We start from the raw sequence: 26,651 nt of genomic DNA, 5'->3' as shown, positions 1-26,651 counted from the left end.
TATGAACACCGAAACCGTCGCGCTGCTGATTGGACTGACCTCGCAGCTGTTGTTTTCCAGCCGCATTGTGCTGCAGTGGGTGCAGAGCGAGCGGGCCCGGCGGGTGCTGGTGCCCACCTTGTTCTGGCAGATCAGCCTGGTCTCGTCCCTGCTGATGATACTCTACGGCATGCTGCGCCACGACCCGGTTATCCTGGGCGCGCAGATCATCAGCTACGGCATCTACATCCGCAACCTGCAGCTGCTGGGCGAGTGGGCCAAGCTGGGCCGCTGGTTTCGCCTCGGGGCCTACGTGTTTCCCCTGGCCGTGCTGGCCTGGTTCGTGGTCGGCAACCAGCACTTCAGCCTGCAGCAGATGCTGCGCACCCGCATTCCGGGCGGGGTGCTGGCGCTGGGCGCCATCGGGCAGACCATCTTTCTGCTGCGCTTCGTCTACCAGTGGATTTACTCCGAGCGCAAGGGCGAGTCGGTGCTGCCGCTGGGCTTCTGGGTGGTCAGCTTCGTGGGCTCCATCCTCATCCTGACCTACGCCGTGCTGCGCCGCCCCGTCGACGTGGTGCTCATCGTGGGCAACGTCTTCGGCACCGTCGTCTACGCCCGCAACATCGTGCTGCTGCGGCGGGAGCTGCGCCGCAATGCCCGCCGCACTCGTCCAACCGAAAATTCCACCCCGGCCGCGGCCCTCGACGAAAAACTACCGCCGCTGCAGCCGCGCTAAGGTGCCCGGCCGCCGCGGCGGTGTCGTTGTTTACTTTCTGAAACTACTTACTGGCTGAGGGCTGCGGAGGGTTCCGTGGCCCTCAGCCATTCCACAAACTGCCGCAGGCCCTCGGCCAGCGGGGTCTGGGGGGCGTAGCCGAGCAGCTGCTGGGCCTTGCTGATGTCGGCGTAGGTGATGTCCACGTCGCCGGCCTGCATGGGCTGATAGTCCAGCCGGGCCTCCACGCCTACGGCCGTGGCCACGGCCTGAATCAGCTCGAGCAGGGGCACGGGGCGGTTGTTGCCCAGGTTCACCGTCTCGTACACGCCCTCGTGGCTTAGCAGGTAGCGCACCCCGCGCACCACTCCGTCCACCGTATCGGCCACGAAGGTGTAGTCGCGGGCCGTGCTGCCGTTGCCGTATACCGGGATGGGCTGGCCGGCCCGCAGCAGGCGCACAAACTTGTGAATGGCCAGATCGGGGCGCTGGCGCGGGCCGTAGACGGTGAAGAAGCGCGCGTTGAGCACGCTCAGGCGGTACAGGTGGTGGTAGGTGTAGGTCAGCTCCTCGCCGGCCAGCTTGCTGGTGGCGTAGGGCGAAATGCAGGCCTGCTGCAGCTGCTCGTCCTCGTTGAAGGGCAGGCGCCGGGTGTTGCCGTACACCGAGGAGGACGAGGCAAACAGCAGCCGGCTGATGCTGCGCGTGCGCATCCACTCCAGCAGGTGTGCGGTGGCCAGCACGTTGTTGTCGAGGTAAGCCAGGGGCTCCCTGACGGAGGGGCCCACGCCGGCCTTGGCGGCCAGGTGCACCACCACGTCGGGCGTGTCGGCGGGGGCGGGCCAGGCGGCATCGAGGGCGGCGGCGCCGTGGCGCAGATCCAGCTCCCGAAACGTGAAATCCGGGTGCGCCAGCAGGGGCTGCAGGTTCAGCTCCTTGAGGGCGCGGTCGTAGAAGGGGTCGAAATTATCGAGGCCGAGGACGCGAAACCCGTCGGCGAGCAAACGCTGGCAAAGGTGAGAACCGATAAAACCCGCGCAACCGGTGACGAGGACCGTGGGCATAAGGCGAGGAATGGTGAGGCGGAGTAGGAGAGGGCGAAGGCCGGCAAAGGTAGCCGAAAAGCCCGCTTACGCCCCGCATACGTAGCTTTCAGCCCGCCGGGCCGTATATGCCCCGGCGCTTGGCCTGTTTTCTATGACGAATTCGATTCTGACCGCTGCGGGCTGGCCGCGGCGCTGGGTGCAGTGGGTGGTGCTGGGAGTAGTATTGGGGGTGGGCCTGCTGGTGCGGCTCGATGCTCCCGAAATCGGGCTGATGGAAGCCCGCAACTTCGTGGCCGCCCGCGAAATGCACGCCGGCGGCTCCTGGCTGCTGCCCACCATGAACGGGGAGCTGCGCCTGGCCAAGCCCCCGCTGCCCACCTGGCTGGTGGCCGCCGTCATGCACCTGACCGGCTCCACCACCGACCTCGGCCTGCTGCGCCTGCCCTCGGCCCTGGGGGCCGGTCTGCTGGTGCTGTTCTGCTGGGCGCTGGCCCGGCGCCTCACCCCGCCCGCCGATGAGGGCCGCACGGCCTGGCTGGCGGCCCTGGTGCTGGCCTCGTCGCTGCTGCTGCTCACCGCCGGCCGCGACGGCAACGGCTGGGACATCTACTGCTACAGCTTTATGCTGGGGGCGCTGGCGGCGGCCGTACGGGGGCTGCAGGCCCCGGGGCGGGGCTGGGGCTGGTTTGCCCTCGGCGGGGTGCTCATTGGCCTTTCCATCCTCAGCAAAGGCCCCGTAGCGCCCTACGGCATGCTGCTACCCTTCCTGCTGGCCTACGCTCTGCGCGGCGAGCGGGCGGCGCTGCGCCGGCAGTGGCCGGGCCTGTTGCTAATGATAGGGGTGGGGCTGGCCCTGGGCGGCAGCTGGCCGCTGTACGTGCTCAGCCAGCACCAGAGCGAAGCCAGCCAGGTGGCGCAGGTGGAATCCAGCTCCTGGGCCAACCGTCACGTGCAGCCCTTCTGGTTTTACGTGAGCTTTCCCGTCTTTATGGGGTTTTGGGCGCTGGCGGCGCTGGCGGCCCTGGTGTGGCCCTATGCGGCGCCCCGGGTGCGGCCCTACGCCCCGTACGCGTTGGTGCTGGCCTGGGTAGCCGCCACGCTGCTGCTGCTGAGCCTGGTGCCCGAGAAAAAGGAGCGGTACCTGCTGCCGGTTCTGCCCCCGCTGGCCTTGCTGGCCGCGGGCCTGCTGCGCCACTGGCTGAGCCCCGCGGCGGCCCCCGGCCACCCGGCCGACCGTTGGGTGCCGCGGGCCTGGGCGGCGTTGGTGCTGCTGCTGACGCTGGCCGTACCCGTGGCTATGCCGCTGGTCGGGCTGCGCAGCTTTGCCGTGGCTACCGGGCGTTACTGGCTGGTGACCGGGCTGTGCGTGGTCATTGCTACCCTGGTGCTGCAGCTCTGGCGCGGCGGCCGGGTGGCCCGCGCCGCCGCGGTCGGCAGTTTGGGCCTGACGCTGCTGGCCAGCGGCCTGCTCATGCCCGCGTACCCCGAATGGCAGCGCCGCCGCGACGACCCCGGGCTGCGTCCGCTGGCCCGGGTGGTAGCGGAGCGGTCCGCGCTGCGGGAGGGGCCGGTCTACCGCCTCGGCGACATGCACATCAAATGGATCTGGACGGCTGGCCGCGCCGTTCCGCTGTGGGAGCCCGCCCGGCAGCCCGAGGTGCTGGAACGGTTACCGCTCCTGGTTTACGCCCCCGCGCGCGGCGCCGCCCCGTTTCCGGCCGGGTGGGGCCGTCGGCTGCGCATCACCACCATCGATAGTTTCGACGTCAGTCACCAGTTCGCCGACGGGCGCTGGTACGTCACGGAAATCCGGCGCGACTAGGCCTAGCTTAACATAATAATGTTCCGGGAGTGAAGCTGCCGCCGGGGTAGGGAAGAAGCATTCCCACCCCGGCGGCAGTCTTTTGTTCCTACCGGCGCTGCACGTGCTTGCGTACTTTGTCCAGCAGGGCCTGCACTATTACCAGGTCGGCCTCGTCCTGCACCGAGAGCTGCGTGTCAAGGCCCGGCCCGCTGATGCGAATGGTATATGCAGCTCCTGGTTCATATACCGACTGAGCTGCCGGGCTCTCTGGTAGTACAACTGGTGCGGCAGCAGAAATACCATGCGGTGGCGTAGGTACACTAGCCGCCGTAGCGGGTGTTGACGTTTGTGGAGCAGCTACGGGAGGTGCTGTAGCAACTGGTGTAGTGGCAGCTGGTGGTACAAGCGCCGCGGCCGCTGGAATACTGGCGGCCGGGGTTGCTGCTGGCGCCAGGCCGAATAAACTGGAAATGGCGTCATCTGCAAATGAAGGCGCGCTTATCTGAACTGGAGCAACAACCGGGGCTGGTCTTTCCGGTGCAGCTGAGCCTGGGCTATTGTCTTCCTCGGGCCGGAAGATGTTGAGCCCCATCTCGGGGCTGGCCAGTCCCGAGCGGCGCGGCGCATCTTTGCTGAGCTGGTCGATATCAGCAATGACGTTCCGCTCGTCGAGGATGTCAACCATGCGGGCGCCCTCAACGAAGGCTTTGGCAACTCCCTGCGCATTGATTTCCTCCACGTCGAATTCCCGAACCAGCATTACATCCAGCATGTGCACGGGTAGCTCTCGGTTCCGAAACTTTCGGCAGATGTGCGAGAACAGCGGAGGATGCAGGAAGGCCTCGCGGTGGTAAATCTTCTCTTCCGATTTGTCATAGGCATTCTTGATGCGCCGGAACAAATTGGTGGTGGTGAGCATCTCGCGCTTGCTGATAAGCAAACCAAACTTCACCGCGGAACCCAGTATGGCTTTAAAGCTTCCACTGACCTTGCGGTTAAGCTTACGGGCACATGCTTCAATGGAGCATTTGCCCCCGGTATCATCAACTACTTCTGCTACTTCCCAGGCTGAGAGGTAGCTGGTACGCGGGTAGTCTATAGTCTTGGGCATGAAGGTTTCAAGTGAGTAGTACAAACATACACTAAGGAAGTAAATAACAGTCATAAAAGTACAAATAAGTATAAACCAGTATTTACTTTTTTGTACTTTTTATGCTTGTTTATACTAATATTTATCATTGCTACCTACTTTATATTAAAAAATCTATCTAGATAGCGGGCTTTGATAGGAGGGAGGTCCATCAAACGGCGCCTGAAACATAACTGGCGCGCGTCTAGCACACACCAAATATCGGCACCCACACTCAAGAGGGTCGAAGAGAAGAATACGACACAAAGCCTCTAAACACAATTACAAAAGCCCTAACGCGCGCAAACACGCCTGAATGGAAATCATACACCATCTGACCACAACACTGGAGGAACTTCGACTAACGTGCCAGGGGACTAGCTAAATCCTACAGTCAGTAACCTCAGACACGTTAGAAGCTGATGCAACACGCAGAAGAGACCTACGGCTTAACCCTTGAACCTAAGTCACAGAGGACGGCAAATACTGCTTGGGGGCCAATGGCAAGCTCAGGAGTTTTACGTGCGGAGGCGGCATAACTTTACACTCGCAAGCAACTCACCAAGTACCACATACAATAATATAATGGACTGGCAATGGGACACGGACAACCAAGCCAAAATATAATGGACTGGCAATGGGACACGGACAACCAAGCCAAATTAGCTCAGGCCCCTAGCGTATCTAACAGATTACTTTGTGCTATAATTTATATTATGTTAAGTAATGTTTTTTAAAACAAGGCCAGACGATAATCCGGCCTTGTTTTACTCCCCTACTTCATCATGCGCTCGGCATCTGCCTTACGCCCGACGCTCAGGTACGCCTTCTGCAGTGCCGACTTAACGGCAGCTTCGTCAGGCTTGATTTGCAGTGAGGTTTCGAAGTACGGAATGGCTTGCTCCATGAACTTCTTGCTATCGGCCTCTAGCTTCTTGCCACGGAGCTGATACGTCTTCACGTCCATGTTGCGCACGGTCCGGTTGATATCAGCGCCTTTGTTAAAGTAGTATACGCCCAGGTTGAACTGCGAATCGAAGTTCTTGGGGTCCAGCTCAACGGCTTTCTTGTGGGCCGCCAACGCCTCCTCCGGCCGCTTGCTTTGCTCGTAGACCGAGCCGAGCACCGAATACAGGTTGGAGTTGTTCGGATCCGCCGCAATGGCTTTCTGAATTTTGTCGATGGCTTCCGGGCCACGACCGGCGCTGAGGGCCATGTTCAGATCCTCCAGCAGAAACACCTTATTCGTGGGGTACTGCTGCAGGGCCTGCTGCACTACCTTTTGAGCTTCGGCCTCGTTCTTCTCCTGCCGGGCAATGCGCAACAAACGCTCGTAGAGCTGCGGCGACTTGTAGTTGATGGCCACCAGCTTGTTGTAGTTCTCCCGCGCCTGGCCCAAATCCTGCTTGGCCTCAGATGCATAAGCAGCGTACAGCAGCGCCGTGGTGTCCTGCGGACGAATCTGCTGCGCCATCCGGTACGAAGCCAGCGCCTCGTCGTACTTCTGCGCGTTGTAGTTCTCCACGCCGGCGTTCAGGGCCAGACCGTACATGTTGTCGAGCCGCTGAGAAGCCTGCTTGCCGTAGTCGCTGTCCTTGCCTTCCAGCGCAATGGCCTTCTGGTAGGACTCAAAAGCGACTTTCGCGCCTTCGCCCGGCTGCAGCAGCTTAGCGTAGATCGGGCTCTGGCCCATGTCCTCGTAGATTTCCCCGCGGGTGTACCAGGCTTTGGCACTGTTCGACGTCTTCGGGTTGGTTATGGCCTTGTCGATTTCGACTTTGGCCTTATCCAGCGTACCGTTTTTCTTCAGCAGCTGAGCGTTGTTGACGGCGGAATTCTGCGCCACAGCGGCGTGGAAAGCCAGCGCGGGCAGAATCGTCAGAACGAGCTTCTTCATGGGAATGGAAAGAGTGGAAAACTTAGGTTGAGAGAGTTTGCGGGGGTAACGGGAAACCCCGACACCGGGTTCATTCGGTGTCGGGCGTTTCGTCGTCGGCCGTAGCCGTTTCTTCGTCAGCGGCGGGCAGTTCGTCGTCGACCAGGGCACTGGGGAGGCCTCCCTCCTGCTGCTCAGCATCTTCCGACGCCCCCAGCTCCTTGTCGTCGGCCGCCACTTTGGCTACCGACGAAATTTCGTCGCCTTCGCTGATCTTGATCAGGCGCACGCCCTGCGTAGCCCGGCCAATGGAGCGTACCTCGGCTACGCGCAGGCGGATGGTGAGGCCCGAGCGGTTGATAATCATCAGGTCGTCATCGTCGTTGACGTCCTTGATGGATACCAGCGCGCCCGTCTTATCCGTGATTTTCAGAGTGCTTACCCCCTTGGCGCCGCGGTTGGTGATGCGGTAGTCGTCGATGGGGCTGCGCTTGCCGTAGCCGTTTTCCGACACTACCAGCAGCTCCTTGTTCGGGTCGGCCAGGCAGACCATGCCCACTACGCGGTCCTCGCCTTCTTCCGAGAGCGTGATACCACGCACACCGGCGGCGGTGCGACCCATCGGACGCACGTTTTCCTCGTTGAAGCGCACGGCCCGGCCCAGCTTCGAGGCCAGAATCACTTCGCTCGAGCCCGTGGTGAGCTGCACGTCGAGTAGCCGGTCGCCCTCGTTGATGGTAATGGCGTTGATGCCGGCGGCGCGGGGGCGCGAGTAGGCTTCGAGCGTGGTTTTCTTCACGGTGCCCTGCTCGGTGCAGAACATCAGGTAGTTGTTCTGGGCGTAGTCCGGGTCGCGCAGGTCGCGCACGTTCAGCACGGAGCGCACCGGGTCGTCGGCCAGCTCCGGAATCAGGTTCTGAATCGGACGGCCCTTGGCGGCTTTGCCTCCTTCGGGCAGCTCATAAGCCTTTTTCCAGAACAGGCGGCCGCCTTCGGTAAACAGCAGCAGGAAATCGTGGGTGGAGGCAATGAACAGGTGCTCGGTAAAGTCCGTGTCCTTGGTCGAGACGCCCTTGGCCCCCACGCCGCCGCGGCCCTGGGCCCGGTACTCGTCGAGGGAGGTGCGCTTAATGTAGCCTTCGTTGGAGATGGTAATAACCATCGATTCCTCGGCGATGAGCGACTCAAAGTCGATTTCGCCACCGGCGTACTCAATTTCCGTCCGACGGGAGTCGCCGTACCGGTCGCGAATGTCGAGCAGCTCCTGGCGGATGATGTCGCGCTGCATCTCGGGCGACTCCAGCACGGCCTTGAGGTGGTCGATGAGCTTCATCAGCTCCTGGTACTCGTTCACGATTTTGTCGCGCTCCAGGCCGGTGAGGCGCTGCAGACGCATATCGAGAATGGCGCGGGCCTGCACGTCGCTGAGCGCGAACCGCTCAATGAGCTGGGTGCGGGCCAGCTCCGGGTCGCGGGAGGCGCGGATCAGGGCAATAACTTCGTCGAGGTGGTCGAGGGCGATGAGCAGGCCTTCCAGGATGTGGGCCCGCTTCTGGGCTTCGGCCAACTCGAAGCGCGTGCGGCGCACGATAACGTCGCCGCGGTGCTCCACGAAGTAGTGGATCAGGTCGCGCAGGTTCAGCGTCATCGGGCGGCCTTTCACCAGGGCCACGTTGTTGACGCCGAAGGTCGACTGCAGCTGGGTGTACTTGAACAGGTTGTTCAAGACCACCTGAGGCACGGCGTCGCGCTTTAGATCGTACACGATGCGCATGCCTTCGCGGTCCGATTCGTCGCGCAGATCGGCAATGCCCTCGATTTTCTTCTCGTTGATCAGTTCGGCGGTGCGCTGGATCATGGCCGCTTTGTTGACCATGTAGGGCACCTCCGTCACGATGATCTGCTCCTTGCCCGAAGGCGTGGTTTCGAACGTGGCTTTGGCGCGCATCACCACCCGGCCGCGGCCGGTTTCCAGGGCCTGGCGCACGCCTTCGTAGCCGTAAATCACGCCGCCCGTAGGGAAATCCGGCGCTTTTACGAACTCCATCAGCTCCTGCACGGTGATGTCGGGGTTGGCCAGGTAGGCCACAATGCCGTCGACTACCTCGGTCAGGTTGTGCGGGGCCATGTTGGTGGCCATGCCCACGGCAATGCCGGACGAGCCGTTCACCAACAGGTTCGGAAACTTCGCGGGCATTACCGACGGCTCTTCCAGCGAGTCGTCGAAGTTGGGCTGGAAGTCCACTGTGTCCTTGTCCAGGTCGCCGAGCAGCTCATCGGCCAGGCGCTTGAGGCGGGCTTCGGTGTAGCGCATAGCGGCCGGCGAGTCGCCGTCGATGGAGCCGAAGTTGCCCTGGCCGTCGACGAGCGGGTAGCGCAGGGACCAGTCCTGGGCCATGCGCACCATGGTGTCGTACACCGAGGAGTCGCCGTGGGGGTGGTATTTACCGAGCACCTCCCCCACGATACGGGCGCTCTTCTTGTGGGCTTTGGTGTAGGATACGCCCAGCTCCGACATGCCGTAGAGCACGCGCCGGTGCACGGGCTTGAGGCCGTCGCGCACGTCGGGCAGGGCCCGGGAGATGATGACGGACATCGAGTAGTCGATGTACGCGCCGCGCATCTCATCCTCAATGTTAATGGGAATGATTTTTTCGCCTTCAGCCATTAGTCAAAACGAAAGGCCCGCGGCCGCCCAAACGAGGGCCGCAGACACCGGGTGTGAAGTAGGATTTAAGTGGGCAAGATACCGAAAAAAGGCCGTTTTTCCTAGCTAAATCAAGGTTTTGACTTGCTGCGGTCGTTACGTTTCTCGCTCTCTGATTCGCGGTGCACTTTGATTTTTTCGCCGATGGCCGGGTTCTGTTTTTTCCACAGCGGCTGGCCCCGGTACTTCTGCGTACCGTGCAAATGCACCTTGCGCACGTGACAGGAGGCAATGGGGCAAGTGCGGCAGCTGGCCAGCACCATCAGCAGCAGGACCGGCAAGAGCCAAACGCGGCGAAACAAGGAGTTTTCAGTTTTCATCTTGCTGGTAAAACAACGCAAAAATGCCCGCTTTCGTGCCGGCCGGATTGGATAAAACCGATCAGCCCGCCGGCTGCAGGTCGCTTCCCTCCCACTCTTTCAGAAACTGCGCCAGAAACGCTTCCATAAACTGGTGCCGCTCGTCGGCCACGCGGCGGGCCGCGGCGGTGTGCAGCCGCTCGCGCAGGTGCAGCAGCTTCTCGTAGAAGTGGTTGATGGTCGGGCCGCCGTTGGATTTGTACTCGGCAAAGGTGCCGTGCTGCACCGGCGGCTGCTGCGGGTCGTGCAGGGCGCGGCCCTTGTGGCCGCCGTAGGCAAAGGCCCGCGCCACCCCGATGGCCCCAATGGCGTCGAGGCGGTCGGCATCCTGCACGCAGGCGCCTTCCAGGGAGCTGACGGGCGTGGCTACGCCGGCGCCCTTGAACGAAACTTCGCGGATGATATCCTCCACCCGGGCAATTAAGGCTTCGTCGGCACCCAGACTCAGCAGCCAGGCCCGGGCGGCGCGGGGGCCGGCTTCCTCGTCGCCGTGGTGGAATTTCCAGTCGGCAATGTCGTGCAAGAGAGCGGCCAGCTCGGTGACGGTGGCATCGGCGCCTTCGGCCCGGGCCAGGGCGCGGGCGCCGAGCCACACCCGGCGAATGTGGGCCCAGTCGTGACCGGCGCCTTCGCCGGTGAATTTCTCTTCCACGAAGGCAGCGGTGCGGGCAATCAGATCGGGGGCAGCAGCGGGGGTCATGGGGCAAAAATGCAAAAGCCGCGGCAAACGCAGCCGCGGCTTTTGCTTCGAAACGGAAACGGCGGGCGGTATCTGGCTGATAACCTGTACGCCGCCCCCCGGCAGGAATTTCTTAATCGATAACCGGGTGGCGCTGGAATTCCCGGGTGCGGTCGAAGTAGTAGCGCAGGGTCTGGTGCTCCCGCCACGGCTCCCCGCCCACCAGCTTGGTCACGGTCATCATCTTGGGGTTGAAGTCGCCGATCCAGTTCATCACCGTCTGCTGGTAGGGCACGGCGCCGGGCTTCTGAATGAGCAGGGAGGAAGCGTACACCATGGCCGCTTCCACGCCCTTGCGCTGCTGCTCGGGCACCACCCCGAACACCACCCCGAACATGGTCTTGATGGTGCCGCGCAGCTGGTGGTACTTGAACTGCAGCTTCTGCCACCAGCCCAGCTTGCCGTTGAAACGCTTCAGGATTTCGTTGATTTCGGGCAGGTTGATGTAGAAGGAAATCGGCTGGCCGTCGTAGTAGCCGAACCAGATGATGCGCTCATCCAGGATATCGAGCATGCTCTTCATCAGCTTCACCGAGGTTTCCTCCGACATGGGCTTTACGCCCTCGTGCTTCACCCAGGCCTTGTTGTAGATGATGCGGAAGTCCTCGGCGTACTTGCGCCAGTCCTTCTTGCGCATGTGCCGGAAGCTGTAGTTCGGGTCATTGGCAATGCGCTCGGCCCGGGCCTGCACGGCCGGGTGCAACTGCGCCGCCACGGTGCGGTAGTAAGTAATCTGCTTGTAGAACGTCTCGAAGCCGTACTGGCGGAACAGCTCCGCGTAGTACGGCGGGTTGTAGGCAGCTCCGTAGATGGGCGAGCCGAAATTCTCCGTCACCACGCCCCAGAACCGGTCCCGGTCGCCGAAGTTAATGGGGCCGTCCATGCCTTCCAGGCCCCGGGCCGCCAGCCAGTCGCGGGCCGCGTCGAAGAGGCGGGCCGCCGCCGCCTGGTCGTTGATACAGTCGAAAAACCCGACGCCGCCGATGCCGCGGGCAAAGTCTTCCTTGGCAGGTTTGGTTTCGCCCTCAGCCGAAACGGGCAGTTTCTCGGCCGGGAAGGCCGTTTCGCGGTTGAAAAAGGCGGCAATGCGGCCGATGGTTTGGCCGCGCTCGTCCTGCAGTAGCCAGCGGGTACACTCGCCTTTCTGCAGCAGCTTGTTTTTGGCCGGATCGAACACCGCGTCGATATCCTGGTCGAGCGGCCGGATGTAGTTCGGATCGTGGCGGTAGATGACGCGGGGCGGAAACTCCAGAAACTCGCGGGCCAGGGCCGGGGTGCTGACTTCGATAAGCTGCATGCGAAAAGCGCAGTACGGTAAAACGGGCAAAGCGCGAAATAACGCAAAACCGCGGGGATACTTTTTTGGTGCGGCTCCGGGCCCGAATCAAATCCTTTGCCTATCTTGCGGGCACCAAAACTATTCTTTCGCGCCTCGTCGACTTCGGTCGGCGGGGCGTTTTGGTTTTTAGCCCCAATCCGCCGGGCCGGGACTTTCGTTAATCGGGCATTCGCCCGTTAACCGCCCGCTCGTGATGATTCCGCTGTATGATTACTCCGGCGCCCCCGTAGCGTACGCCGATGACCTGTGCCTGGCTGTTTACCTGCCCGACGGCACCCTGGCCGCCTGGTTCGACAACGGCCTGCTCTACACGCCCCAGGGCCGCTACCTGGGCTGGGTCGATAATGGCTGGGTGCTGGACCGCACCGGCCACCCGGCCCTGTTTGCCGACAATGCCAGCGGCCGTCCCCTGCGCCCGCCGGTGCAGGCCCCTTCCGCGGCGCTATGGCCCCGCCCGGTTCGGCGGGCCGTGCGCCCACCCGCCAAAGCGGCCCGGCCGGCCCGCCGCGGCCGCAAGCCGGACTGGTCGGCGCTATCGGGCCCGGGCTACTTCCAGCAGTAGTAGCGGCAGCCGGTGCGAGCCAAAGGGCTTGTCACAAAGGGACATATTTTAGTCAGGCTCACACCGCATACAGTGCTTCTATTGACGCATTCAGTCACTAACCAGAAGGATAGTTACATTTTAAATATAAAACAGCTAGTCACAGCACCAGGGGTAGCTTCCTGGAAAGCCTCGTGTGGATCCGCGAGTTTTGTGTACACAAAAGCTCCTACCGCCCATGACCACCTCTTGCTCTCTTCCACTGCTGGCCCTGGCCCTGATGCTGACGGCAGCACAGCTTCCCGCTGAGACTTCGGCCCATCTGCCGGCTTAAGCCGCCGTTTCGGGTTCATCCAATGCTTTGCTCCTTCTGCTACCACGGCGGAAGGAGCAGTTTTTTTACGCGGCCTGCAACTCGTCTTCGCGGTAACAATCCCAGTGCCCGTCGTCGAGCCGGTAGACGTTGATGCGGTGCACCCAACCCGTACGCGGGTGCCGCTCCTTGAGCTGCCCGCGCCAGATGATTTTGTGGGCCCGCAGCGCAAAGGCCGGCTGCACGGGCTGGCCCACCTGGTAAGCGTAGGCCGCCGCGGCCGCACCGCCTAGCAGCGCAGGAGCCGGCTCGGCGGCCACGCTAATGGCTGCCGGCTCGACACAAGCAGCCTCGTGCCAGGCTAGCGGCTCGCCGCAGCAGCTACAAAGCGAATCGTCCAGTTCCGGCAGCAGTTCCTCGGCCGTCACCGCCATGACCGTTTCTTTAGGGTTCTGCTGCTCGTCAGCTATGATATAGCGCGGGGCTTTCTTCGTGGTTCCCATACTTACCAGGCTAAAATTTTCAGCCAAATTAGCACCCACTAATTTTTTTGGCAAGCCTCCCCCCTGCCAACGGTCCCGCGTCTGCTGCGGAAGGCCGCCAAAAAGCACTCCGTACCGACCGGACTGCGGGCTTTTTATCGGGCGAGGTCCGCACGGTCCTTGTTTTAAGAGTGACCATCTCGGGCTGCAGCGTTCGTGGGCTGCCGTGGCCGGTTCTGGGTTCATGTACCTGGTTTGCCGACGCCAGCGCAGCCACGGCCTAGCCAGCAGCAACCTGCCCGATAAAAGGTCCCGTAAACGGCCGTTGGACACCCTCCCAAAGCGGGACTGGCGGTCCATAATGGGACGCTCCTGTGCGCCCTAAATCGGCTCCAGGAGCCTCTGCTAGCTGGTTTTCGTAGTCGGCACAATTCCTGTACGGCACCAATTGAACCTTCTCCCTTAGCTTACTTCCGCCATGAATGTCGACCACGTACCAGCCTCGACGGTGGCCCCGCTGGCCGAACGGCTCACCCCCAAACAACTCGCCCAGGCACGGCGGGCGCTGACGGCCATGGCTCACGGCCTCGATGCGCTGGACGCGCAGCTGCTGTATGGCTTTACGGCCGAAGATTTGGCCGCGCTCCGGCTACAGCTCCCCACTAAGTAGCCGTAACGCCGGCCCGTACGGTCTGCAGAACCCCGGGCGGTAGCCATGACGCTGCCCTCTTCCAGAAGCCCCCGGCAGGTGAGAACTGCCGGGGGCTTCGTATTTCCAGGACGATGCGTTGACCGGACAGCCAGCCGTGCTTTGCTTAAAGATACACCGCCGGCCTCGCCCTCTACAGTGGTAGGTGCGTAGCGAGCAGAAGGTAAACTAAAAACCCCAACGCAGCGCGCCGGGGCTTTCGGAACAAATGGCTGGCGGCAGGGAAACCGCCACGGCCGTTGTGCCAATAACCGTGCCCGGCAACAAAGCACTATATGGTTTTACCAGGCGGATCGGCGTACCATTGATGTGCTTTATGGCCTTTCTCCAAACGGCCAGGTGCAATACCGCCAAGTCGCTTCTGTCGGCAGGGGTTAACCCACTCTATTCTCCATAATTCATAATGGAGCATGGCTTATGCTCCCCGAATACCTCAGCTGGCCACCGTTGTTCTTGCACCAACGCAAAGAAGTGCCGCAAACTAAGAAGCTGAGCCGTTACTTCACCCCGCTCCAGGCCGACCCGGTGCAGGCCCGGCGCACCGTCAACGGGCTGGACCGGGCCGAGCGCATTGCCGGCTACTACGCTGCATTTCTTCACGCGCTGACCTGTTGAGCACCACCCGCCGTATACTTGCCTGTCTTTGCAGACGACGTGGGTTCCATCCGCATCCGACGCCCCGGCCGAAGCCACGGTCGGGGCTTTTCATTGCCGAGGACTGCCGACGCTAAGCGTTAGCGTGCAAGGCCCAACGGCAGGCCTGAACCACCGCAGAGAACCGACGCATGTGCATGGGTGTGGCGGCTCCGTTCAGCACCAGGGGCAACAACAGTCGCTGGTTTTCGAGCTCTGGGGAGGGCAGCAGTGCGAAACGGTCCACCATGCACTGGGTGCGTAACGAGTCGAGCAGCACGTGCGCCCATTGCGCATCCGCTGGCGTCACGGGGCCCAGCGCCTGGTCGTTGGGTGTCTTAACCTGTCATTGCTGACGATGCGGGTTTCATCCGTGCACGAAGCCCCGGCCGCAGCCACAATCGGGGCTTTTTAGTTGACATTAGCCCTTGCGGAGTGCTCAACGTCTTGCTGGCCAGGCGGGCCCGGTAGGCCGTTTTCCAGTCTGCGTACACATCGGCCAGGGTGCGCACGGCCGCCGGCGTGGTGGCCTGGTGGGCATCAGCAACAGTACCTTCCGGCGCAGGCTTGAGTTGGGCCCGCAAGGTGGCCGTCGTCAGGGGCTCGGCGTTCAGCTCGGCCTGCTCGATGGCCCGCTTGGCTTTGAGGCGGGCCTCCCCGATTTTGCGATTCTTCTATCAGGTAGCCCGGCTCAGCACTTTTGACGCGCTCCTTGGCGGCATCCCAGTTTTCAGGTAAGCAGCTCTGCCCGGTGCTGGTGCGCAGCCGACTGGTATCGGGCTGGCCAGCAGCTTCGCCCTGGCCCCAGCGTGCGTCCGGGTACACGGCGCGGCGGCCATCGGTGTAGGTCTTGGAGTGCAGGAAGAGGCGGACGGGCATCGGGCAGTTACTAATGTTGATGGCAATTTAGCAAACCACCATCTAACACCTCCGCACGCGAACTAAAACCCCCAACGCAGGACTCCGGGGCTTTCGGATCAAATGGCTGGCGGCAGGGAATACCGCCGCGGCCACCATGCCAACAACCCTGCCTGCAACCAAGGCTTGCTCCTAAAACGCAACCTTCATGGACGCGCATTCGCGTCCGCTGCCCTCTCGCGGGATGGCTCCAATGCTACCTCGGCGTTGTACGCCAATCCAAACCTAGCCAAGGCCTGCGTGACGGGCTGCGTCTGCTCGCCCAGCGCCGTGAGGGCATACAAACTACGGACCAGCCCTTCTGGAGCATCCTGGCGCGTGAGCAGGCCGGCATCCACCAGGAACTTCAGTTCGTGGGCCAACACCTTTTCGCTGATGTCGGGCAGGCTTTGCCGCAACTCGCCGTAGCGGGCCGCTCCGGTTGCCACTTGCTGCAACAGCAGCAGCCGCCATTTGCCGCTGAGCAATTCGAGTGCGGTACGTACCGGACACCGCGGCGTGATGAGAAGTCGAGAAGCGGGCATACTTACCTCAAGGTAGGTGAATTCGGGAGCCAAGGCGAGGCAAAACTACGTAGGTTCGGTGCTGAGTGGATGTGCCTGTACACAGGCAGCGCCTGAAAATGCCCTTTTCACCATCTCGCCGGGCCTCCCCTTGCCCTACATGCGCTTCTCCCCACCCGATTCCTGCCGCCTCCCCTCCATGGACCGGTTGCTGCACCTGCCCTTTGGCGAAATCAACTACCATCCGGACATTGCCACGCTTGAGGTACGTTGGCACACATCCCCCAACAGTGACCAGCTGCGCCACCTGCTGCAAGTGGCCTTGCGCTTAGCCAGTCCGTTGCAGGTACGTACATGGATCAGCGACCTAGCTGTATTCGGCGTGCCGACGCCGGCCGACCTGCTCTGGTTGTACCAGGAGTGGCTGCCCCACCTGGCTTTGCTAGGCGTGCAGTCCATGGGCGTAGTATTGCCGCCGCTCAGCATCCTGCGCGACACCATTCAGTCCGCCTTGGCCACTTCGCTGCTCGGCACGCCCACCCTGCGCATGGAACTGTTCACAACCGTGGAGGATGCTAGGCAATGGGCCGAGCAACGGCCTTAGCTCCTTCCCACCGTTGGCCCCCGCTGTTGTGGGTACCCCACGCTAACCCGCCGGCCCGCCCGGCGCATTCCTCTTTCGGCGGCGCGTGCCGCCGCGCGTGTATGCCTGCCTTTCACCACTACTACAGCAATCCTCTGGGAAGCATTTCTTACGACTTACTCGGCTTCGTGTGCCTGACCTGGACCGATGCGGCGATTGAACCCGATCTGATGCAGTCGCTGTACGCACACACGTTGCAGGCGCTCAAGCATTACGATACCTGCCGCTTGCTCACTGACCAGCGGCGGCGTCCCCTGCCCGAACACGAGCAGGGTTGGATCGTCGAGCAATGGATACCCGCGGCCCTGGCCCAATGCATCCACAGCCACTGCGCCATCTTGGAAAGTCCAGACGCCGGGAGCTGGTTAGCGGCACGGGCTGTTAGTACCGGCTCGACGGGTCCGTTGCACTTCGCGTACTTCCAGCAGGAGGAAGACGCGCGCCAGTGGTTGTACCAGGCGTAGCGAAGCACTTACCTCGAGGTAGGTTGTTTTTAATAACTGCTCTGGAACCAGTCGGGTTAAAGTACCCACGACCTCACGTGTTCCTTCTCAATGGCCATTCCCTTGCTTCTCACCAGGCCTTTTTCATTGCTCAAGGCCCCTGCAGTCAACGACGCCCGGGGGCAAGCCGCGGCCGCCTCGCTGGCCCGGGTCCGGGCCGAGATACCCGAGTTGCTCGCCGCCGCCGTGGTTGATTTAGCCAGTGGCCGCCCGCTGGCCAGCTTTGGCCGTACCGGATTGCAGCCCGAGCGGGCCGCCGCCTGCAACGCCGAAGTCATCCGTCAGCAGCAGCGGGCGTTGTGCGCGTTGGGCTTGCCCGGGGAGCGGATCGAAGACATCCTGGTGTCGCTGCGCGAACAAGTGCACCTGCTGCGCGTGTCTGCCGACGGGAGCCGCTTTCTGTACGTGGCGGTCAGCACTGATGACACGAACCTGGCCCTGGCCCGCGCGGTGCTGCGCCAGGAATCCCTGGTTTAGCCAACGCCCCATCTCCACAGCGCACCTCGGCTTCCAGACTAGTCCCGAAGCCACGCCTTGCCTATTGCACCCCGTTTCCCACATGTTACTTTTCTCCTATGGCATACTCTGCCTCTAACGCTGCCGGCAAAGCCGTGCAAAACATTCTTGCTGATCTGCCCCAACTGTTGGCCGTGGCCATCGTCGACACGCAGTCCGGCATGACGCTAGCTTCGCACTCCAATTCGCCCGCGTTCGATCCGGACACGGCTGCGGCCTACAACACCGAAGTGGTCAAGCAAAAACAGAAAGCCATGGCCGCGCTCAAGTTGCAGGGCGAGCAGATTGACGACATCCTCATCTCCCTGACCAACCAATTGCACCTGATCAACCTGCTGGAAGGCGGCAAAAAGTTCATTTACCTGGCTGTCAACGCCCGCGACACCAACCTGGCCATTGCCCGCGATGTACTGCGTCAACAGGCGGAGCTGCTGAAATAGGTGCTCTTTTGCCCCGTACTTGCTAGAGTAACCAGTGTGCTGGTCAGAACAAGAAAGCCCGGCTTAACGCCCGGGCTTTCGTCGTTTTCTGTGGCCTGACAACAAGAAAGCCCCGGTCCCACACCGAGGCTTCCTATCCAAGAGGACGTAACCACCCAGTCACCCTTCTCTCGCCCACAAAGGGCGGCTACTACCACAAGTTTCTGCACGCGCTGACGTGCTAATGCAGTTATGAATTGCCCCACGCGGGCACAGACGAAAAAACGCCACTGTAAATACTTGATTTACAGTGGCGTTTGTGACATCTGAGCCCCCTGCCGGGATCGAACCAGCGACCTACTGATTACAAGTCAGTTGCTCTACCAGCTGAGCTAAGGAGGCGTAATGCTGGCGCAAACCTAGCGTTTCGACGGCACTTGCGCAACACAGCGGGGCATTTATCCTTGCACATAGCTGGCTCCGTGGCGGCGCAGCGGGGCTTTGCGGGGCATGTCAGGCCCGGCATTCGAGCGGTGGATTCCAACATCTGGCCAGTTCAGAGGGCTGGCCTCACTTCACCTGCACTTCATGCTGCCGGGACCATGTTGCGGACCGGGGATACGGCCTAGCTGGCCCCAACCAGACCGGACGTTGCGAGGTTGGTCATCACGCGGCCGTCTGCTTGGCTCCCCGGCGCGGGGTTGGGCGGCTTTGCTATCGGGTGTTCGTCGGCTGTGCCGATGAGGGCCCCGGCGGGCGGCACGGCCCCGCGCGTTGGGTTTGAGTACGCCAAAGCAAGCCGGTTTTTGCCCCTGAGCCAGCAGGCGGGCGTTCATAATCCCTTCACGGCCCTGCCAGGAAGTTTGTCACCGCCGATGAGTGCAGTCGAGGTCCGGCCCCGACTGCTTATCGGCCCCCGGGCCGCCCGGCAGCCTTTGGCGGCGGGTTCAGTTTTTTGTCCGGCCTCAGCGGTTTTCGGGCAGTGAAATAACAGCCCCTGCCGGCCTGGAGCGGCCATTGCGGCGCGAATGCCCGTAATTGCCCATTGTTCCTTCTACCTGTTCTGCTGCTCCCACATGAACGTCCTGATTATCGAAGACGACAAGGCCCTGGCCCGAGAGCTGGGCCTGTACCTGCACAACGAGCGGTTTCACTGCGACTTCGCCCGTACCGGCCGCGAGGCCTCCGAAAAGCTCTTCGTGAACGAATACGATTTCGTGCTGCTCGACCTTGGCCTGCCCGACCAGGACGGGCTGCAGCTGCTGGCCGAAGCGCGCAAGGAACGCAACCAGCAGGCCAGCATCATCATTCTTTCGGCCCGCGGCACCGTGGATGACCGCATCAAGGGCCTGGACCTCGGGGCCGACGACTACCTGGCCAAGCCGTACTCGCTGCTGGAACTGGTGTCGCGGATGCAGGCCATCGTGCGGCGCAAGCACGGCGTGACCCAGGACACGCTTGGCTTCGGCCCCTTCGTGCTGAACGTGAGCGACCGGACGCTGCGCTACCACGGCGAGCAAGAGGTGACGCTCACCAAAAAGGAGTTTGACCTCTTGCACTACCTGCTGCTGCACCGCCACAAGGTACTTACGCGCCTGCAGCTCAGCGAGCATATCTGGGGCAGCATGATCAGCGACAGCGACGATAGGGACTCGAACTTCATCGACGTGCACGTGAAGAACATCCGTAAGAAGCTGGCGCCCTACGATTCCGGCGACTGGATTGAGACGGTGCGCGGGGTGGGCTACCGCATCAAAACGGCCCAGGAGGCGTGAGGCTGCAGCAGCAGCTGGTACTGCTGACCACCCTCTCCAAGTGCCTCATGGCCGGGGTGCTGCTGCTGGCCCTGCCCTGGGCCATCAAGCTGTTTGCCCTGCGCCACACCGAAGCCCGCCTGCGCAACGAGCTGCACCAGGTACGTCAGCGCATCGAGCGGGTGGGCGTGGGTTCCTTCCTGACCACCCAGGACCAGCGCCTGCACTACGATTTGCTGCAGGACGAATTCATCGATTTGCGCCGCGGCCGCCGCCTGCACCCAGGAGGCGCCGATACCATTGCCACGCTGCCGCGCCTGCGGCAGGGGCAGCTGGTGGATTTTCGGGTGCTGCGGGCTTCCTTCGTGCACGAGGGGCAGCCCTACACCCTGGAAATCGGCAAGAGCATGGAGTCGGTGGAGGACGTGTACGGGCTCTTGCGCAGCTTCGCGGCCTACGCCCTGGCCTTTGCGGTGCTGACCACCCTGCTGCTGGAGCTGGGCGTCATCAACCACCTGCTGCGGCCCTTCGACCTGATTGTGCACCGGCTGCGGGCGGTGCAGGGCCCCACGCCGCCGCCCCAGCCCCCGCTCAGCACCAACACTTGGGATTTTCGCTACCTCGACGAGTCGATTCAGCAGATGCTGCTCAAAATCCGGTCGGTGTTTGAGCAGGAGCGGCAGTTTATTGCCAACGTCTCGCACGAGCTGCTGACGCCCATCAGCATCCTGCAAAACCGCTTCGAGAACATGCTGCAGGCCGAAAACCTGCCCGAGGAAGCCGAAACCCAGCTCGTCACCTCCCAGAAAACCCTGCAGCGGCTGACGGCCACGCTGCGCACCCTGCTGCTGATTTCGCGCATCGAAAACGCCCAGTTTGCCCGTCCCGACCGCGTGGACGTGCGCGAGCTGCTGCGCGAGGTGGTGGAGGAGCTGGAGGACCGCCTCGTCGACCGGCACATCACGCTGACGCAGCAGCTGGAGGGCACGCCCGCGCTGGCGCCGGCCAACCGCACGCTGCTGTTTGCGCTGTTTTTCAACCTGATTAGCAACGCCATCAAGTACAACCACCCGGAGGGCACGATAACCGTGCGCGGCGCGGCGCAGCCCGACGGCAGCTATCAGCTCCGCATCCACAACACCGGCCGCCCCATCCCGGCCGAGCAGCTGCCGCACCTGTTCGAGCGGTTCCGCCGCTTCGACGACGGCCGGGTGGAGGGCTACGGGCTAGGCCTGGCGGTGGTGCGCTCGGTCACGCAGTTTCACGGCATCGGCATCGAGCCCGCCTCCGATGAGGCCGGCACCACGTTTACCCTGACGCTGCCGCCGCCGCAGTAGCCGCCGGCCGTACCTTCGCCCGGTGGAACCTCGCCTCCCCTCCGCCCCTGGCACTTCGCCTTTCGCCGCCCTGGTCCAGGCCATCTGCCCCCTGCCCGCGGCGTCGCTGGCCCGGCTGGCGCCGCTGGCCGAACACGTGGCGCTGCCCAAGGGCACGGCCCTGTTTACCGACGAGCGGCTGGCCGACGACGTGTATTTTCTGCAGCACGGCCTGGCCCGGGCCTACGCCCGGCGCGCAGACCGGGAAGTGACGTTCTGGTTTAGCGGCGACGGGGCGGTACTCGTCTCCATCCGCAGCTACATCGAGCGGGCCATCAGCTACGAAACCATCGAGCTGCTGGAAGACAGTCAGCTGTACCGGGTGAGTGCCCGGGCCCTGCAGGCCCTGTACGCCACCGATGTGCACCTGGCCAACTGGGGCCGCGTGCTGGTGGAGCAGTGCTGGCTGCAAACCGAGCAGCAGCTCATTGCCCGGCAGTTCAAGACGGCCACCGAGCGGTACGAGGAGCTGCTGCGCCACAATCCGCAGCTGCTGCAGCGCGTGGCGCTGGGGCACATTGCCTCCTACCTGGGCATTTCGCAGGTGACGCTGAGCCGCGTGCGGGCCGCGCTGAAGTAGGGCCGCGCGATGCTTTTTAGCATTTGTAAAAAGACCGGGAGCCGCCCCGCCGGACCTTTGCCGCAACATTCACCTTCTACTGATGCTTGTTATGGCGTGGTTGTTTCTGGTACTGGCCGGCCTGACGGAAGTGGCCTTTGCCTTTTGCCTGGGCAAGGCCAAGGCTACTCCGGGCGCGGCCGCCGGGTGGTGGTACGCCGGCTTCGCGGCCTGCGCCGCGCTGAGCTTTCTGCTGCTCAACCGCAGCCTGCAGCAGCTGCCCATCGGCACCGCTTACGCCGTTTGGACGGGCATCGGGGCGCTGGGCACGGCCGTGCTGGGCATGGTGGTCTTCGATGACCCGGCCACACCCGGCCGCGTGTTTTTCCTGGCCCTGCTCGTGGCGTCGGTCATCGGGCTGAAGTTCGTCTCGCACTGAGTGGCACGGCCGGGCGCCGCAACGTAGCGGCCGGGGGCCTCCATTAACCTACGATTCCGGCGGGCCGCCCGTACCAGTGGCCGGCAGTAACGCACCGCCGCTCTGCATTTTCTTTGCCCGTTCATGTCGCTCCGTCTCCGCTTTACCATTCCGCCCCTGCCGGCCGTGCTGCTGGCCATCATCAGCGTGCAGGGGGGCGCGGCCATTGCCAAGGGGCTGTTTCCGCTGCTGGGCGCGGCCGGCACGGCCAGCATCCGCATCGGCTTTTCGGCGCTGATTCTGCTGCTAGTAGTGCGCCCGCGCCTGGGCCGGCTGACGGGCCCGCAGTGGCGGGCGGTGGTGCCCTACGGCCTGGCGCTGGGCACCATGAACTTCCTGTTCTACTGCGCCCTGGCCCGCATTCCGCTGGGTCTGGCCGTGACGCTGGAGTTTGTGGGGCCGCTGGCCGTGGCCCTGGCCGGCTCCCGCCGGTGGCTCGACGCGGTGTGGGTGGTACTGGCCGGCGCGGGCATTACCCTCATTGCGCCCTGGCAGGGCCACGGCCTCGACTGGCTGGGCATGGCCTACGCGCTGGGCGCCGGGGCTTGCTGGGCGGTGTACATCGTGCTGGGCCGGCGCACGGCGGCCGTGTTGCCGGGCAGCCAGGCCGTGGCCGTGGGCCTGCTGTTTGCCGCGCTGCCGGTGGTGCCGCTGGGCCTGGCCGGCGGGCAGCTGGCGGCCCTCACGCCCGGGCTGCTCCTGCTGGGCGCCTTGTTGGCCGTGTTTTCCAGCGTACTGCCCTTCACCCTGGAAATGCAGGCCCTCAAAACCATGCCCACCCGCACCTTCAGCGTGCTGATGAGCCTGGAACCGGTAGCTGCGGCCCTCTCTGGCTGGCTGCTGCTGCACGAGCAGCTAACCGCCGGCCAGTGGCTGGCCGTAGCCCTCATCGTGGCCGCCAGCGCCGGGGCGACGTTGACGAGTCGGTGAAATAGTGAGATGGTGAAATAGTGAGATGGTGAAATAGTGAGATGGTGAAATAGTGAGATGGTGAAATGGTGAGTGCCGTTCTGGCGGCGCGAAATGTGCGGCATCTGCCCCACGAACATAAACTCACCATCTCACTATTTCACCATCTCACCTCCCACCGGCAGGGTAAGGTGGAAGGTGCTGCCGCAGCCGGGGAAGCTCTCGACCCAGAGGCGGCCGCCCTGGGCGGCCATGAACTCGCGGCTGATGCTCAGGCCCAGGCCGGTGCTGCCGCGGCGCACTTCGCCCTCGGGGCTCTGGTGGAAGCGCTGGAAGATTCGCTCGTGGTGCTCGGGGGCAATGCCGGGGCCGCAGTCCTGCACGCTGAGCTGCACGCGGCCGTCGGGGGTGAGCCGGGCGCGGATGTGCAGCGGGGCCTCGCCCGGGGAGTAGCGGATGGCGTTGCTGAGCAGGTTGATGAGCACCCAGGTGGTCTTTTCCTCGTCGGCGCGCACCGGCGGCAGATCCAGGGGCAGCTCCACTTGCAGCTGCAGACGCTTGTCGTCGAGCTGGGGGCGCACCGTGTCGGTGGCGTGCTGCACCACGGCCGCGAGGCTGGTGGGGCGCAGGCTGAGCTGAATGCCGGCGCCGGCGTCGAGGCGGGCCACGGTGAGCAGCTCGTCCACCATGCGCTGCAGGCGCTGGGTTTCCTGGCCGATGCCCTGGGCCAGGCGGCCGCGCTCCTCGGCGTCGGTGCGCTCGTGCTGCAGCAGCTTCAAGCTGAGGCCGATGCTGGCCAGCGGGGTTTTCAGCTCGTGGGAGACGGTAGCCAGGAAGTTCGACTTGAGCTGGTCAAGCTTCTTGAACTCCGACACGTTGCGCAGGGCCAGCAGCTGCCCGGCCGGGCGCACGTGCTGCCCGCTCTCGTCGAAGGTGCGCAGCTCGTGGGCGCTAAGGCGGTAGTAGGTATCGTAGCCGCTGATGCGCACGGTGATAAGCGGCGCGGCTTCCTCGTTGGCCGGTACGGGAACGGGCGCCCCAGCTTCAGGCTCGCCGGCCTCGTCGTCGGGGTGGCTGGCGGCGACGGGGTGCAGCAGGCGGGCCAGCAGCTCGTGGTGCGGGGCCAGCTCCTGGGCGCGGCGGCCCACCAGCTCGGTATCGGCGCGGCCGAGCAGGCGGCAGAGGGCGGGGTTGGCCATCAGGATGACGCCGCGCTCATCGAGCAGCAGCAGGCCCTCGTCGAGGCTGCTGACTACGCCCGAGAGGCGGTTGCGCTCGGTCATAATTTCGGTGAGGGCCGAGCGGCGGAAGCGCTGCAGCTCCAGCAGCAAGCGGTTGAAGGCCCGGCCGGCGCGGCCCAGCTCGTTGTACTCGGCCGCCGGAATGGTCGACTCGAAGTTGTTGCGGGCGGCGTGCTCCAGGGCCCGCGTCAGCTCCTCGATGGGCTGCGCGGCGGCCTCGGCGGTGGCAATAATCAGGCCCAGCGTAATGACCACGGCCAGCGCGGCCAGGGCCAGCATGATGCGAAACGACTCGGCGGCGCGGCCATCGGCCACCTGGCTTTTGCGCTCCAGCGCCTCCACGTTCAGGTCGACCAGGCGGTGGGCCAGGCCGCGCAGGTAGCTGCGGTAGGGCGCCAGCGCGCCGGGCTCGATGCCACCCCGCACCCGCTGCTGGTAGGCGGCGGTGGCCTGCCGCAGGCTGTCAATGACGGCCTGCTCGCCGGGCTCGGTCACGTTGCCCGCCGCGCGGCCGAGGGCCTGGCGCAGCAGCGGCAGCCCGCCGGGCGCGGCCGGCTGGGTTTCGAGCTGGTCGATGGCCTGCAGCAGCACCTGGCCCACTTCCACGGAGTAGAGGTTGGTTTGGCGGATGCGGCGGGTGGTGTTGTCGAGACGCAGCAGGGCCGTGGTGGCGTAGCCGCCCAGCAGCAGCAGCAGGGCCAGCACCACACCGAAGCCCAGGCTTATTTTCGTGCGGATGTTCATCGGGGAGCCGCCGGGGCCGTTTACCTTGCAAGATAGTCTGGCCACAACAGTGGCCGGAACTGGTTCTGGATTATTGACCCGCCAACCACTATAAAAAATGAGCACACCTGGGGACTACCACTATCCGCGCGACCAAAATGTAGCGGTTACTATTCTTGCCAGGGGTGGGGTAAGGTTTTATTATCAGGAATCTGTTTTGGATTATGATGTAGACCTTATTTCCGAGCAGGGCTACCAGATTCTGGAATTCGAGGGCAATTTTATCACCACTAAAACGGAGCTGCTTTTTGACCTGGAGCAGAAGCTGCATCTTCCGGATTGGGGCGTGGCTGATTTTGACGCCCTGATCGACTGCTTACGGGAATGGCACCCCGCTCCCAACGGTACGGCTCTCGTTTTCCGTCATCTGAACAGCTTGCCCCCTGATTTAACGCACACGCTGCTCGATATCCTCTCCCACTGCTCCCGAGCTGAATTGGCCTGGGGAAATAAATTAATAGTACTGGTTCAGGTCGACAACCCTCGATTCGCCATTACCAAGCCGCTTGGCGCCATTAACTTCTTTCTCTGGAACGATAAGGAGTGGTTTGAGTCGGAACGGATCAAAAGCTATTTTCAGCGCCCCGAACCCGAATAAGCTCCGTTCCTACGACCGCCGAATCTCCTCCTTCAAATGCTCCACGAAGCGGCCGAACTCGGGCTCGGCTTCCACGTTGGGGTGCCAGGCCAGGCCCATTGCCGCTAGGTCGTACTGGTGCTCCGGGGAAATGGTGGCGCCGGGGATAAGCTGGCCGGCCGGGTCCCGCTCGTAGCCCATGAGCCAGAGCGTGTCGGAGAGGGCGGTGGTGGTGGCCAGGTCGTGGGAGACGATGACGACCGTGTTCAGCTCGTCCATCGTGGTGACTTCGACGATGATTTTCTTTAGCTCGTCGATCATGGCCACGTCGAGGCCGGAGAAGGGCTCGTCGAGGATGATGAGGTGGTCGGAGCAGAGCAGCTGCTGGGCAATGGCGGCGCGCTGGCGCTGGCCGCCCGAGAGCTGGGCGGGAAACTTCTGGCGGTGCGGGGCCAGGCGGAAACGTTCGAGGAAGGCTTCGACTTCCTGCCGGGCCGCTTCGGGCTGGTGCTTGCGCTGGGCGGCCAGCAGCAGGTTGTCGGCCAGGGTGCGGTGGTTGAACAAGGGGTAGCGCTGCTGCACCAGGCCCACGTCGCCGGGGCGCACGGGGTGCTGCTCCTCGCCTACCTGCACGGCGCCGGTACTGGGCGCGGTGAGGCCGGCGATGATGCGGCAGAGCACGGATTTGCCGATGCCGGAGCGGCCGTAGAAGCCCACGACCTGGCCCTGGCTCATGCCGGGGCGCACCACGTTGCGCACCTGGGCGCTGATGTCGCGCAGCACCAGCTCGCCGCGGAAGCTCATGGAGATGTTGTCGAGGGTGAGAACGGGCTCGTGGTGGCTGTAGGGACTCATGGGTTTTTAGGGTATGAGGGTGTGGGGATAGGAGTCTGGGAGGTGGGCGGCTGACTTGCCGCGGGCAGCGGTGTTATAATTTGTAGCTTGTGGGCCGTATTTTATAACACCAGGTGTTATAATTTCTGCACAGTGAGCTGAATTTTATAACACTTGCTGCGCTGTATACTATTCAGGCTCGCCAGCCGAAATAGGCTACAGCAGGTGTATACTTAATACATCGGCGAACCGAAATAGCATACA

Annotated in this window: 26 protein-coding genes and 1 tRNA gene; 15 read left to right on the top strand and 12 right to left on the bottom strand. The window is 63.2% G+C overall.

Annotation, left to right across the window (positions count from 1 at the left end):
* The first annotated feature begins 1 nt into the window (after position 1).
* Positions 2–718 (top strand): lipid-A-disaccharide synthase N-terminal domain-containing protein, encoded by a 717-nt coding sequence (locus tag EJV47_RS24720; RefSeq protein WP_126695887.1) that lies wholly within the window; start codon positions 2–4, stop codon positions 716–718.
* Positions 719–765: 47 nt separating this feature from the next.
* Here the strand turns inward: EJV47_RS24720 and EJV47_RS24715 are convergent, their stop codons facing one another.
* Positions 766–1,761 (bottom strand): GDP-mannose 4,6-dehydratase, encoded by a 996-nt coding sequence (locus EJV47_RS24715; protein WP_126695886.1) that lies wholly within the window; start codon positions 1,759–1,761, stop codon positions 766–768.
* Positions 1,762–1,894: 133 nt separating this feature from the next.
* On the opposite strand from EJV47_RS24715, the gene EJV47_RS24710 reads away from it, so the two are divergent.
* Positions 1,895–3,565: an ArnT family glycosyltransferase gene (locus tag EJV47_RS24710; RefSeq protein ID WP_126695885.1), complete on the top strand. Its 1,671-nt coding sequence runs from the start codon at positions 1,895–1,897 to the stop codon at positions 3,563–3,565.
* Between the two features lie 88 nt (positions 3,566–3,653).
* On the opposite strand, the gene EJV47_RS24705 is transcribed toward EJV47_RS24710, so the two are convergent.
* The 6 genes from EJV47_RS24705 to EJV47_RS24680 all read right to left on the bottom strand — a co-directional run bounded on the left by EJV47_RS24705 (position 3,654) and on the right by EJV47_RS24680 (position 11,654).
* Positions 3,654–4,712 (bottom strand): hypothetical protein, encoded by a 1,059-nt coding sequence (locus tag EJV47_RS24705; RefSeq protein WP_126695884.1) that lies wholly within the window; start codon positions 4,710–4,712, stop codon positions 3,654–3,656.
* Positions 4,713–5,451: 739 nt separating this feature from the next.
* A complete protein-coding gene (locus EJV47_RS24700) occupies positions 5,452–6,573 on the bottom strand; it encodes a tetratricopeptide repeat protein (RefSeq protein ID WP_165903922.1) in 1,122 nt (373 codons plus the stop codon).
* A 70-nt stretch (positions 6,574–6,643) separates the two neighbouring features.
* Entirely contained in the window at positions 6,644–9,220 is a 2,577-nt protein-coding gene (gene gyrA, locus EJV47_RS24695) for a DNA gyrase subunit A (protein ID WP_126695882.1), read from the bottom strand.
* Between the two features lie 110 nt (positions 9,221–9,330).
* On the bottom strand, positions 9,331–9,540 hold the full coding sequence (locus EJV47_RS24690; RefSeq protein ID WP_126695881.1) for a hypothetical protein: 210 nt from the start codon (positions 9,538–9,540) through the stop codon (positions 9,331–9,333).
* A gap of 100 nt (positions 9,541–9,640) precedes the next feature.
* Positions 9,641–10,318 (bottom strand): HD domain-containing protein, encoded by a 678-nt coding sequence (locus EJV47_RS24685; RefSeq protein ID WP_126695880.1) that lies wholly within the window; start codon positions 10,316–10,318, stop codon positions 9,641–9,643.
* 112 nt (positions 10,319–10,430) lie between these two features.
* Positions 10,431–11,654: a hypothetical protein gene (locus tag EJV47_RS24680; RefSeq protein ID WP_126695879.1), complete on the bottom strand. Its 1,224-nt coding sequence runs from the start codon at positions 11,652–11,654 to the stop codon at positions 10,431–10,433.
* A gap of 235 nt (positions 11,655–11,889) precedes the next feature.
* Between EJV47_RS24680 and EJV47_RS24675 the strand changes: the two genes are divergently transcribed.
* Complete coding sequence (locus EJV47_RS24675) at positions 11,890–12,258, top strand: 4-fold beta flower protein (RefSeq protein WP_126695878.1); 369 nt, start codon at positions 11,890–11,892, stop codon at positions 12,256–12,258.
* A 378-nt stretch (positions 12,259–12,636) separates the two neighbouring features.
* Here EJV47_RS24675 and EJV47_RS24670 read toward each other — a convergent pair whose 3' ends face one another.
* Positions 12,637–13,053 carry a hypothetical protein gene (locus EJV47_RS24670; protein WP_126695877.1) on the bottom strand — a complete coding sequence of 139 codons (417 nt, stop codon included), beginning with the start codon at positions 13,051–13,053 and terminating at the stop codon, positions 12,637–12,639.
* Between the two features lie 457 nt (positions 13,054–13,510).
* Here EJV47_RS24670 and EJV47_RS24665 point away from each other — a divergent pair, with 457 nt between their 5' ends.
* Together EJV47_RS24665 and EJV47_RS28270 are read left to right on the top strand one after the other, a co-directional pair.
* Positions 13,511–13,702 carry a hypothetical protein gene (locus EJV47_RS24665; protein WP_126695876.1) on the top strand — a complete coding sequence of 64 codons (192 nt, stop codon included), beginning with the start codon at positions 13,511–13,513 and terminating at the stop codon, positions 13,700–13,702.
* Positions 13,703–14,194: 492 nt separating this feature from the next.
* Positions 14,195–14,356 (top strand): hypothetical protein, encoded by a 162-nt coding sequence (locus tag EJV47_RS28270; protein ID WP_165903918.1) that lies wholly within the window; start codon positions 14,195–14,197, stop codon positions 14,354–14,356.
* 1,082 nt (positions 14,357–15,438) lie between these two features.
* On the opposite strand, the gene EJV47_RS24655 is transcribed toward EJV47_RS28270, so the two are convergent.
* Positions 15,439–15,816, bottom strand: coding sequence for a winged helix-turn-helix transcriptional regulator (locus EJV47_RS24655; protein ID WP_126695875.1), 378 nt, complete (start codon positions 15,814–15,816; stop codon positions 15,439–15,441).
* 139 nt (positions 15,817–15,955) lie between these two features.
* Between EJV47_RS24655 and EJV47_RS24650 the strand changes: the two genes are divergently transcribed.
* The 4 genes from EJV47_RS24650 (at position 15,956) to EJV47_RS24635 (ending at position 17,897) form a co-directional block, all read left to right on the top strand.
* A complete protein-coding gene (locus EJV47_RS24650; RefSeq protein ID WP_126695874.1) occupies positions 15,956–16,399 on the top strand; it encodes a hypothetical protein in 444 nt (147 codons plus the stop codon).
* A 101-nt stretch (positions 16,400–16,500) separates the two neighbouring features.
* Positions 16,501–16,902: a SpoIIAA family protein gene (locus EJV47_RS24645; RefSeq protein ID WP_126695873.1), complete on the top strand. Its 402-nt coding sequence runs from the start codon at positions 16,501–16,503 to the stop codon at positions 16,900–16,902.
* A 90-nt stretch (positions 16,903–16,992) separates the two neighbouring features.
* Positions 16,993–17,418 carry a hypothetical protein gene (locus EJV47_RS24640; RefSeq protein WP_243651307.1) on the top strand — a complete coding sequence of 142 codons (426 nt, stop codon included), beginning with the start codon at positions 16,993–16,995 and terminating at the stop codon, positions 17,416–17,418.
* Positions 17,419–17,516: 98 nt separating this feature from the next.
* Entirely contained in the window at positions 17,517–17,897 is a 381-nt protein-coding gene (locus EJV47_RS24635) for a hypothetical protein (protein WP_126695872.1), read from the top strand.
* Positions 17,898–18,205: 308 nt separating this feature from the next.
* Here the strand turns inward: EJV47_RS24635 and EJV47_RS24630 are convergent.
* Positions 18,206–18,278: transfer RNA gene (locus EJV47_RS24630), tRNA-Thr, on the bottom strand.
* Positions 18,279–18,952: 674 nt separating this feature from the next.
* Here EJV47_RS24630 and EJV47_RS24625 point away from each other — a divergent pair.
* The 5 genes from EJV47_RS24625 to EJV47_RS24605 all read left to right on the top strand — a co-directional run bounded on the left by EJV47_RS24625 (position 18,953) and on the right by EJV47_RS24605 (position 22,973).
* Complete coding sequence (locus tag EJV47_RS24625) at positions 18,953–19,651, top strand: response regulator transcription factor (RefSeq protein WP_126695871.1); 699 nt, start codon at positions 18,953–18,955, stop codon at positions 19,649–19,651.
* The gene (locus EJV47_RS24620) at positions 19,648–20,967 is read left to right on the top strand and encodes a sensor histidine kinase (protein WP_126695870.1); all 1,320 of its coding nucleotides are present in this window, start codon (positions 19,648–19,650) and stop codon (positions 20,965–20,967) included. The genes EJV47_RS24625 and EJV47_RS24620 overlap by 4 nt, the downstream gene beginning before the upstream one ends.
* A 22-nt stretch (positions 20,968–20,989) precedes the next feature.
* Entirely contained in the window at positions 20,990–21,586 is a 597-nt protein-coding gene (locus EJV47_RS24615; RefSeq protein ID WP_207895993.1) for a Crp/Fnr family transcriptional regulator, read from the top strand.
* 91 nt (positions 21,587–21,677) lie between these two features.
* Entirely contained in the window at positions 21,678–22,004 is a 327-nt protein-coding gene (locus tag EJV47_RS24610; protein WP_126695869.1) for a DMT family transporter, read from the top strand.
* A gap of 123 nt (positions 22,005–22,127) precedes the next feature.
* Positions 22,128–22,973: an EamA family transporter gene (locus EJV47_RS24605; RefSeq protein ID WP_126695868.1), complete on the top strand. Its 846-nt coding sequence runs from the start codon at positions 22,128–22,130 to the stop codon at positions 22,971–22,973.
* A 134-nt stretch (positions 22,974–23,107) separates the two neighbouring features.
* On the opposite strand, the gene EJV47_RS24600 is transcribed toward EJV47_RS24605, so the two are convergent.
* Positions 23,108–24,982: a sensor histidine kinase gene (locus EJV47_RS24600; protein WP_126695867.1), complete on the bottom strand. Its 1,875-nt coding sequence runs from the start codon at positions 24,980–24,982 to the stop codon at positions 23,108–23,110.
* A gap of 52 nt (positions 24,983–25,034) precedes the next feature.
* Here EJV47_RS24600 and EJV47_RS24595 point away from each other — a divergent pair, with 52 nt between their 5' ends.
* A complete protein-coding gene (locus tag EJV47_RS24595; protein WP_126695866.1) occupies positions 25,035–25,574 on the top strand; it encodes a barstar family protein in 540 nt (179 codons plus the stop codon).
* A gap of 9 nt (positions 25,575–25,583) precedes the next feature.
* Here EJV47_RS24595 and EJV47_RS24590 read toward each other — a convergent pair whose 3' ends face one another.
* Positions 25,584–26,408: an ATP-binding cassette domain-containing protein gene (locus tag EJV47_RS24590; RefSeq protein WP_126695865.1), complete on the bottom strand. Its 825-nt coding sequence runs from the start codon at positions 26,406–26,408 to the stop codon at positions 25,584–25,586.
* Between the last annotated feature and the right edge of the window lie 243 nt (positions 26,409–26,651).

It is taken from the genome of Hymenobacter gummosus, assembly GCF_003970915.1.
GTDB lineage: Bacteria > Bacteroidota > Bacteroidia > Cytophagales > Hymenobacteraceae > Solirubrum > Solirubrum gummosum.
Note: the sequence above shows the minus strand (reverse complement) of the source record. Positions and strands in the feature narration are given on the sequence as shown.

What these genes read in the sequence shown, in the direction of transcription:
- EJV47_RS24720 (WP_126695887.1), top strand. Translation starts at nt 2, where the DNA reads ATGAACACCGAAACCGTCGCGCTGCTGATTGGACTGACCTCGCAGCTG.
- EJV47_RS24715 (WP_126695886.1), bottom strand. Translation starts at nt 1,761, where the DNA reads ATGCCCACGGTCCTCGTCACCGGTTGCGCGGGTTTTATCGGTTCTCAC.
- EJV47_RS24710 (WP_126695885.1), top strand. Translation starts at nt 1,895, where the DNA reads ATGACGAATTCGATTCTGACCGCTGCGGGCTGGCCGCGGCGCTGGGTG.
- EJV47_RS24705 (WP_126695884.1), bottom strand. Translation starts at nt 4,712, where the DNA reads ATGACTGTTATTTACTTCCTTAGTGTATGTTTGTACTACTCACTTGAA.
- EJV47_RS24700 (WP_165903922.1), bottom strand. Translation starts at nt 6,573, where the DNA reads ATGAAGAAGCTCGTTCTGACGATTCTGCCCGCGCTGGCTTTCCACGCC.
- gyrA (WP_126695882.1), bottom strand. Translation starts at nt 9,220, where the DNA reads ATGGCTGAAGGCGAAAAAATCATTCCCATTAACATTGAGGATGAGATG.
- EJV47_RS24685 (WP_126695880.1), bottom strand. Translation starts at nt 10,318, where the DNA reads ATGACCCCCGCTGCTGCCCCCGATCTGATTGCCCGCACCGCTGCCTTC.
- EJV47_RS24680 (WP_126695879.1), bottom strand. Translation starts at nt 11,654, where the DNA reads ATGCAGCTTATCGAAGTCAGCACCCCGGCCCTGGCCCGCGAGTTTCTG.
- EJV47_RS24675 (WP_126695878.1), top strand. Translation starts at nt 11,890, where the DNA reads ATGATTCCGCTGTATGATTACTCCGGCGCCCCCGTAGCGTACGCCGAT.
- EJV47_RS24670 (WP_126695877.1), bottom strand. Translation starts at nt 13,053, where the DNA reads ATGGGAACCACGAAGAAAGCCCCGCGCTATATCATAGCTGACGAGCAG.
- EJV47_RS24665 (WP_126695876.1), top strand. Translation starts at nt 13,511, where the DNA reads ATGAATGTCGACCACGTACCAGCCTCGACGGTGGCCCCGCTGGCCGAA.
- EJV47_RS24655 (WP_126695875.1), bottom strand. Translation starts at nt 15,816, where the DNA reads ATGCCCGCTTCTCGACTTCTCATCACGCCGCGGTGTCCGGTACGTACC.
- EJV47_RS24650 (WP_126695874.1), top strand. Translation starts at nt 15,956, where the DNA reads ATGCGCTTCTCCCCACCCGATTCCTGCCGCCTCCCCTCCATGGACCGG.
- EJV47_RS24645 (WP_126695873.1), top strand. Translation starts at nt 16,501, where the DNA reads ATGCCTGCCTTTCACCACTACTACAGCAATCCTCTGGGAAGCATTTCT.
- EJV47_RS24640 (WP_243651307.1), top strand. Translation starts at nt 16,993, where the DNA reads ATGGCCATTCCCTTGCTTCTCACCAGGCCTTTTTCATTGCTCAAGGCC.
- EJV47_RS24635 (WP_126695872.1), top strand. Translation starts at nt 17,517, where the DNA reads ATGGCATACTCTGCCTCTAACGCTGCCGGCAAAGCCGTGCAAAACATT.
- EJV47_RS24625 (WP_126695871.1), top strand. Translation starts at nt 18,953, where the DNA reads ATGAACGTCCTGATTATCGAAGACGACAAGGCCCTGGCCCGAGAGCTG.
- EJV47_RS24610 (WP_126695869.1), top strand. Translation starts at nt 21,678, where the DNA reads ATGGCGTGGTTGTTTCTGGTACTGGCCGGCCTGACGGAAGTGGCCTTT.
- EJV47_RS24605 (WP_126695868.1), top strand. Translation starts at nt 22,128, where the DNA reads ATGTCGCTCCGTCTCCGCTTTACCATTCCGCCCCTGCCGGCCGTGCTG.
- EJV47_RS24595 (WP_126695866.1), top strand. Translation starts at nt 25,035, where the DNA reads ATGAGCACACCTGGGGACTACCACTATCCGCGCGACCAAAATGTAGCG.
- EJV47_RS24590 (WP_126695865.1), bottom strand. Translation starts at nt 26,408, where the DNA reads ATGAGTCCCTACAGCCACCACGAGCCCGTTCTCACCCTCGACAACATC.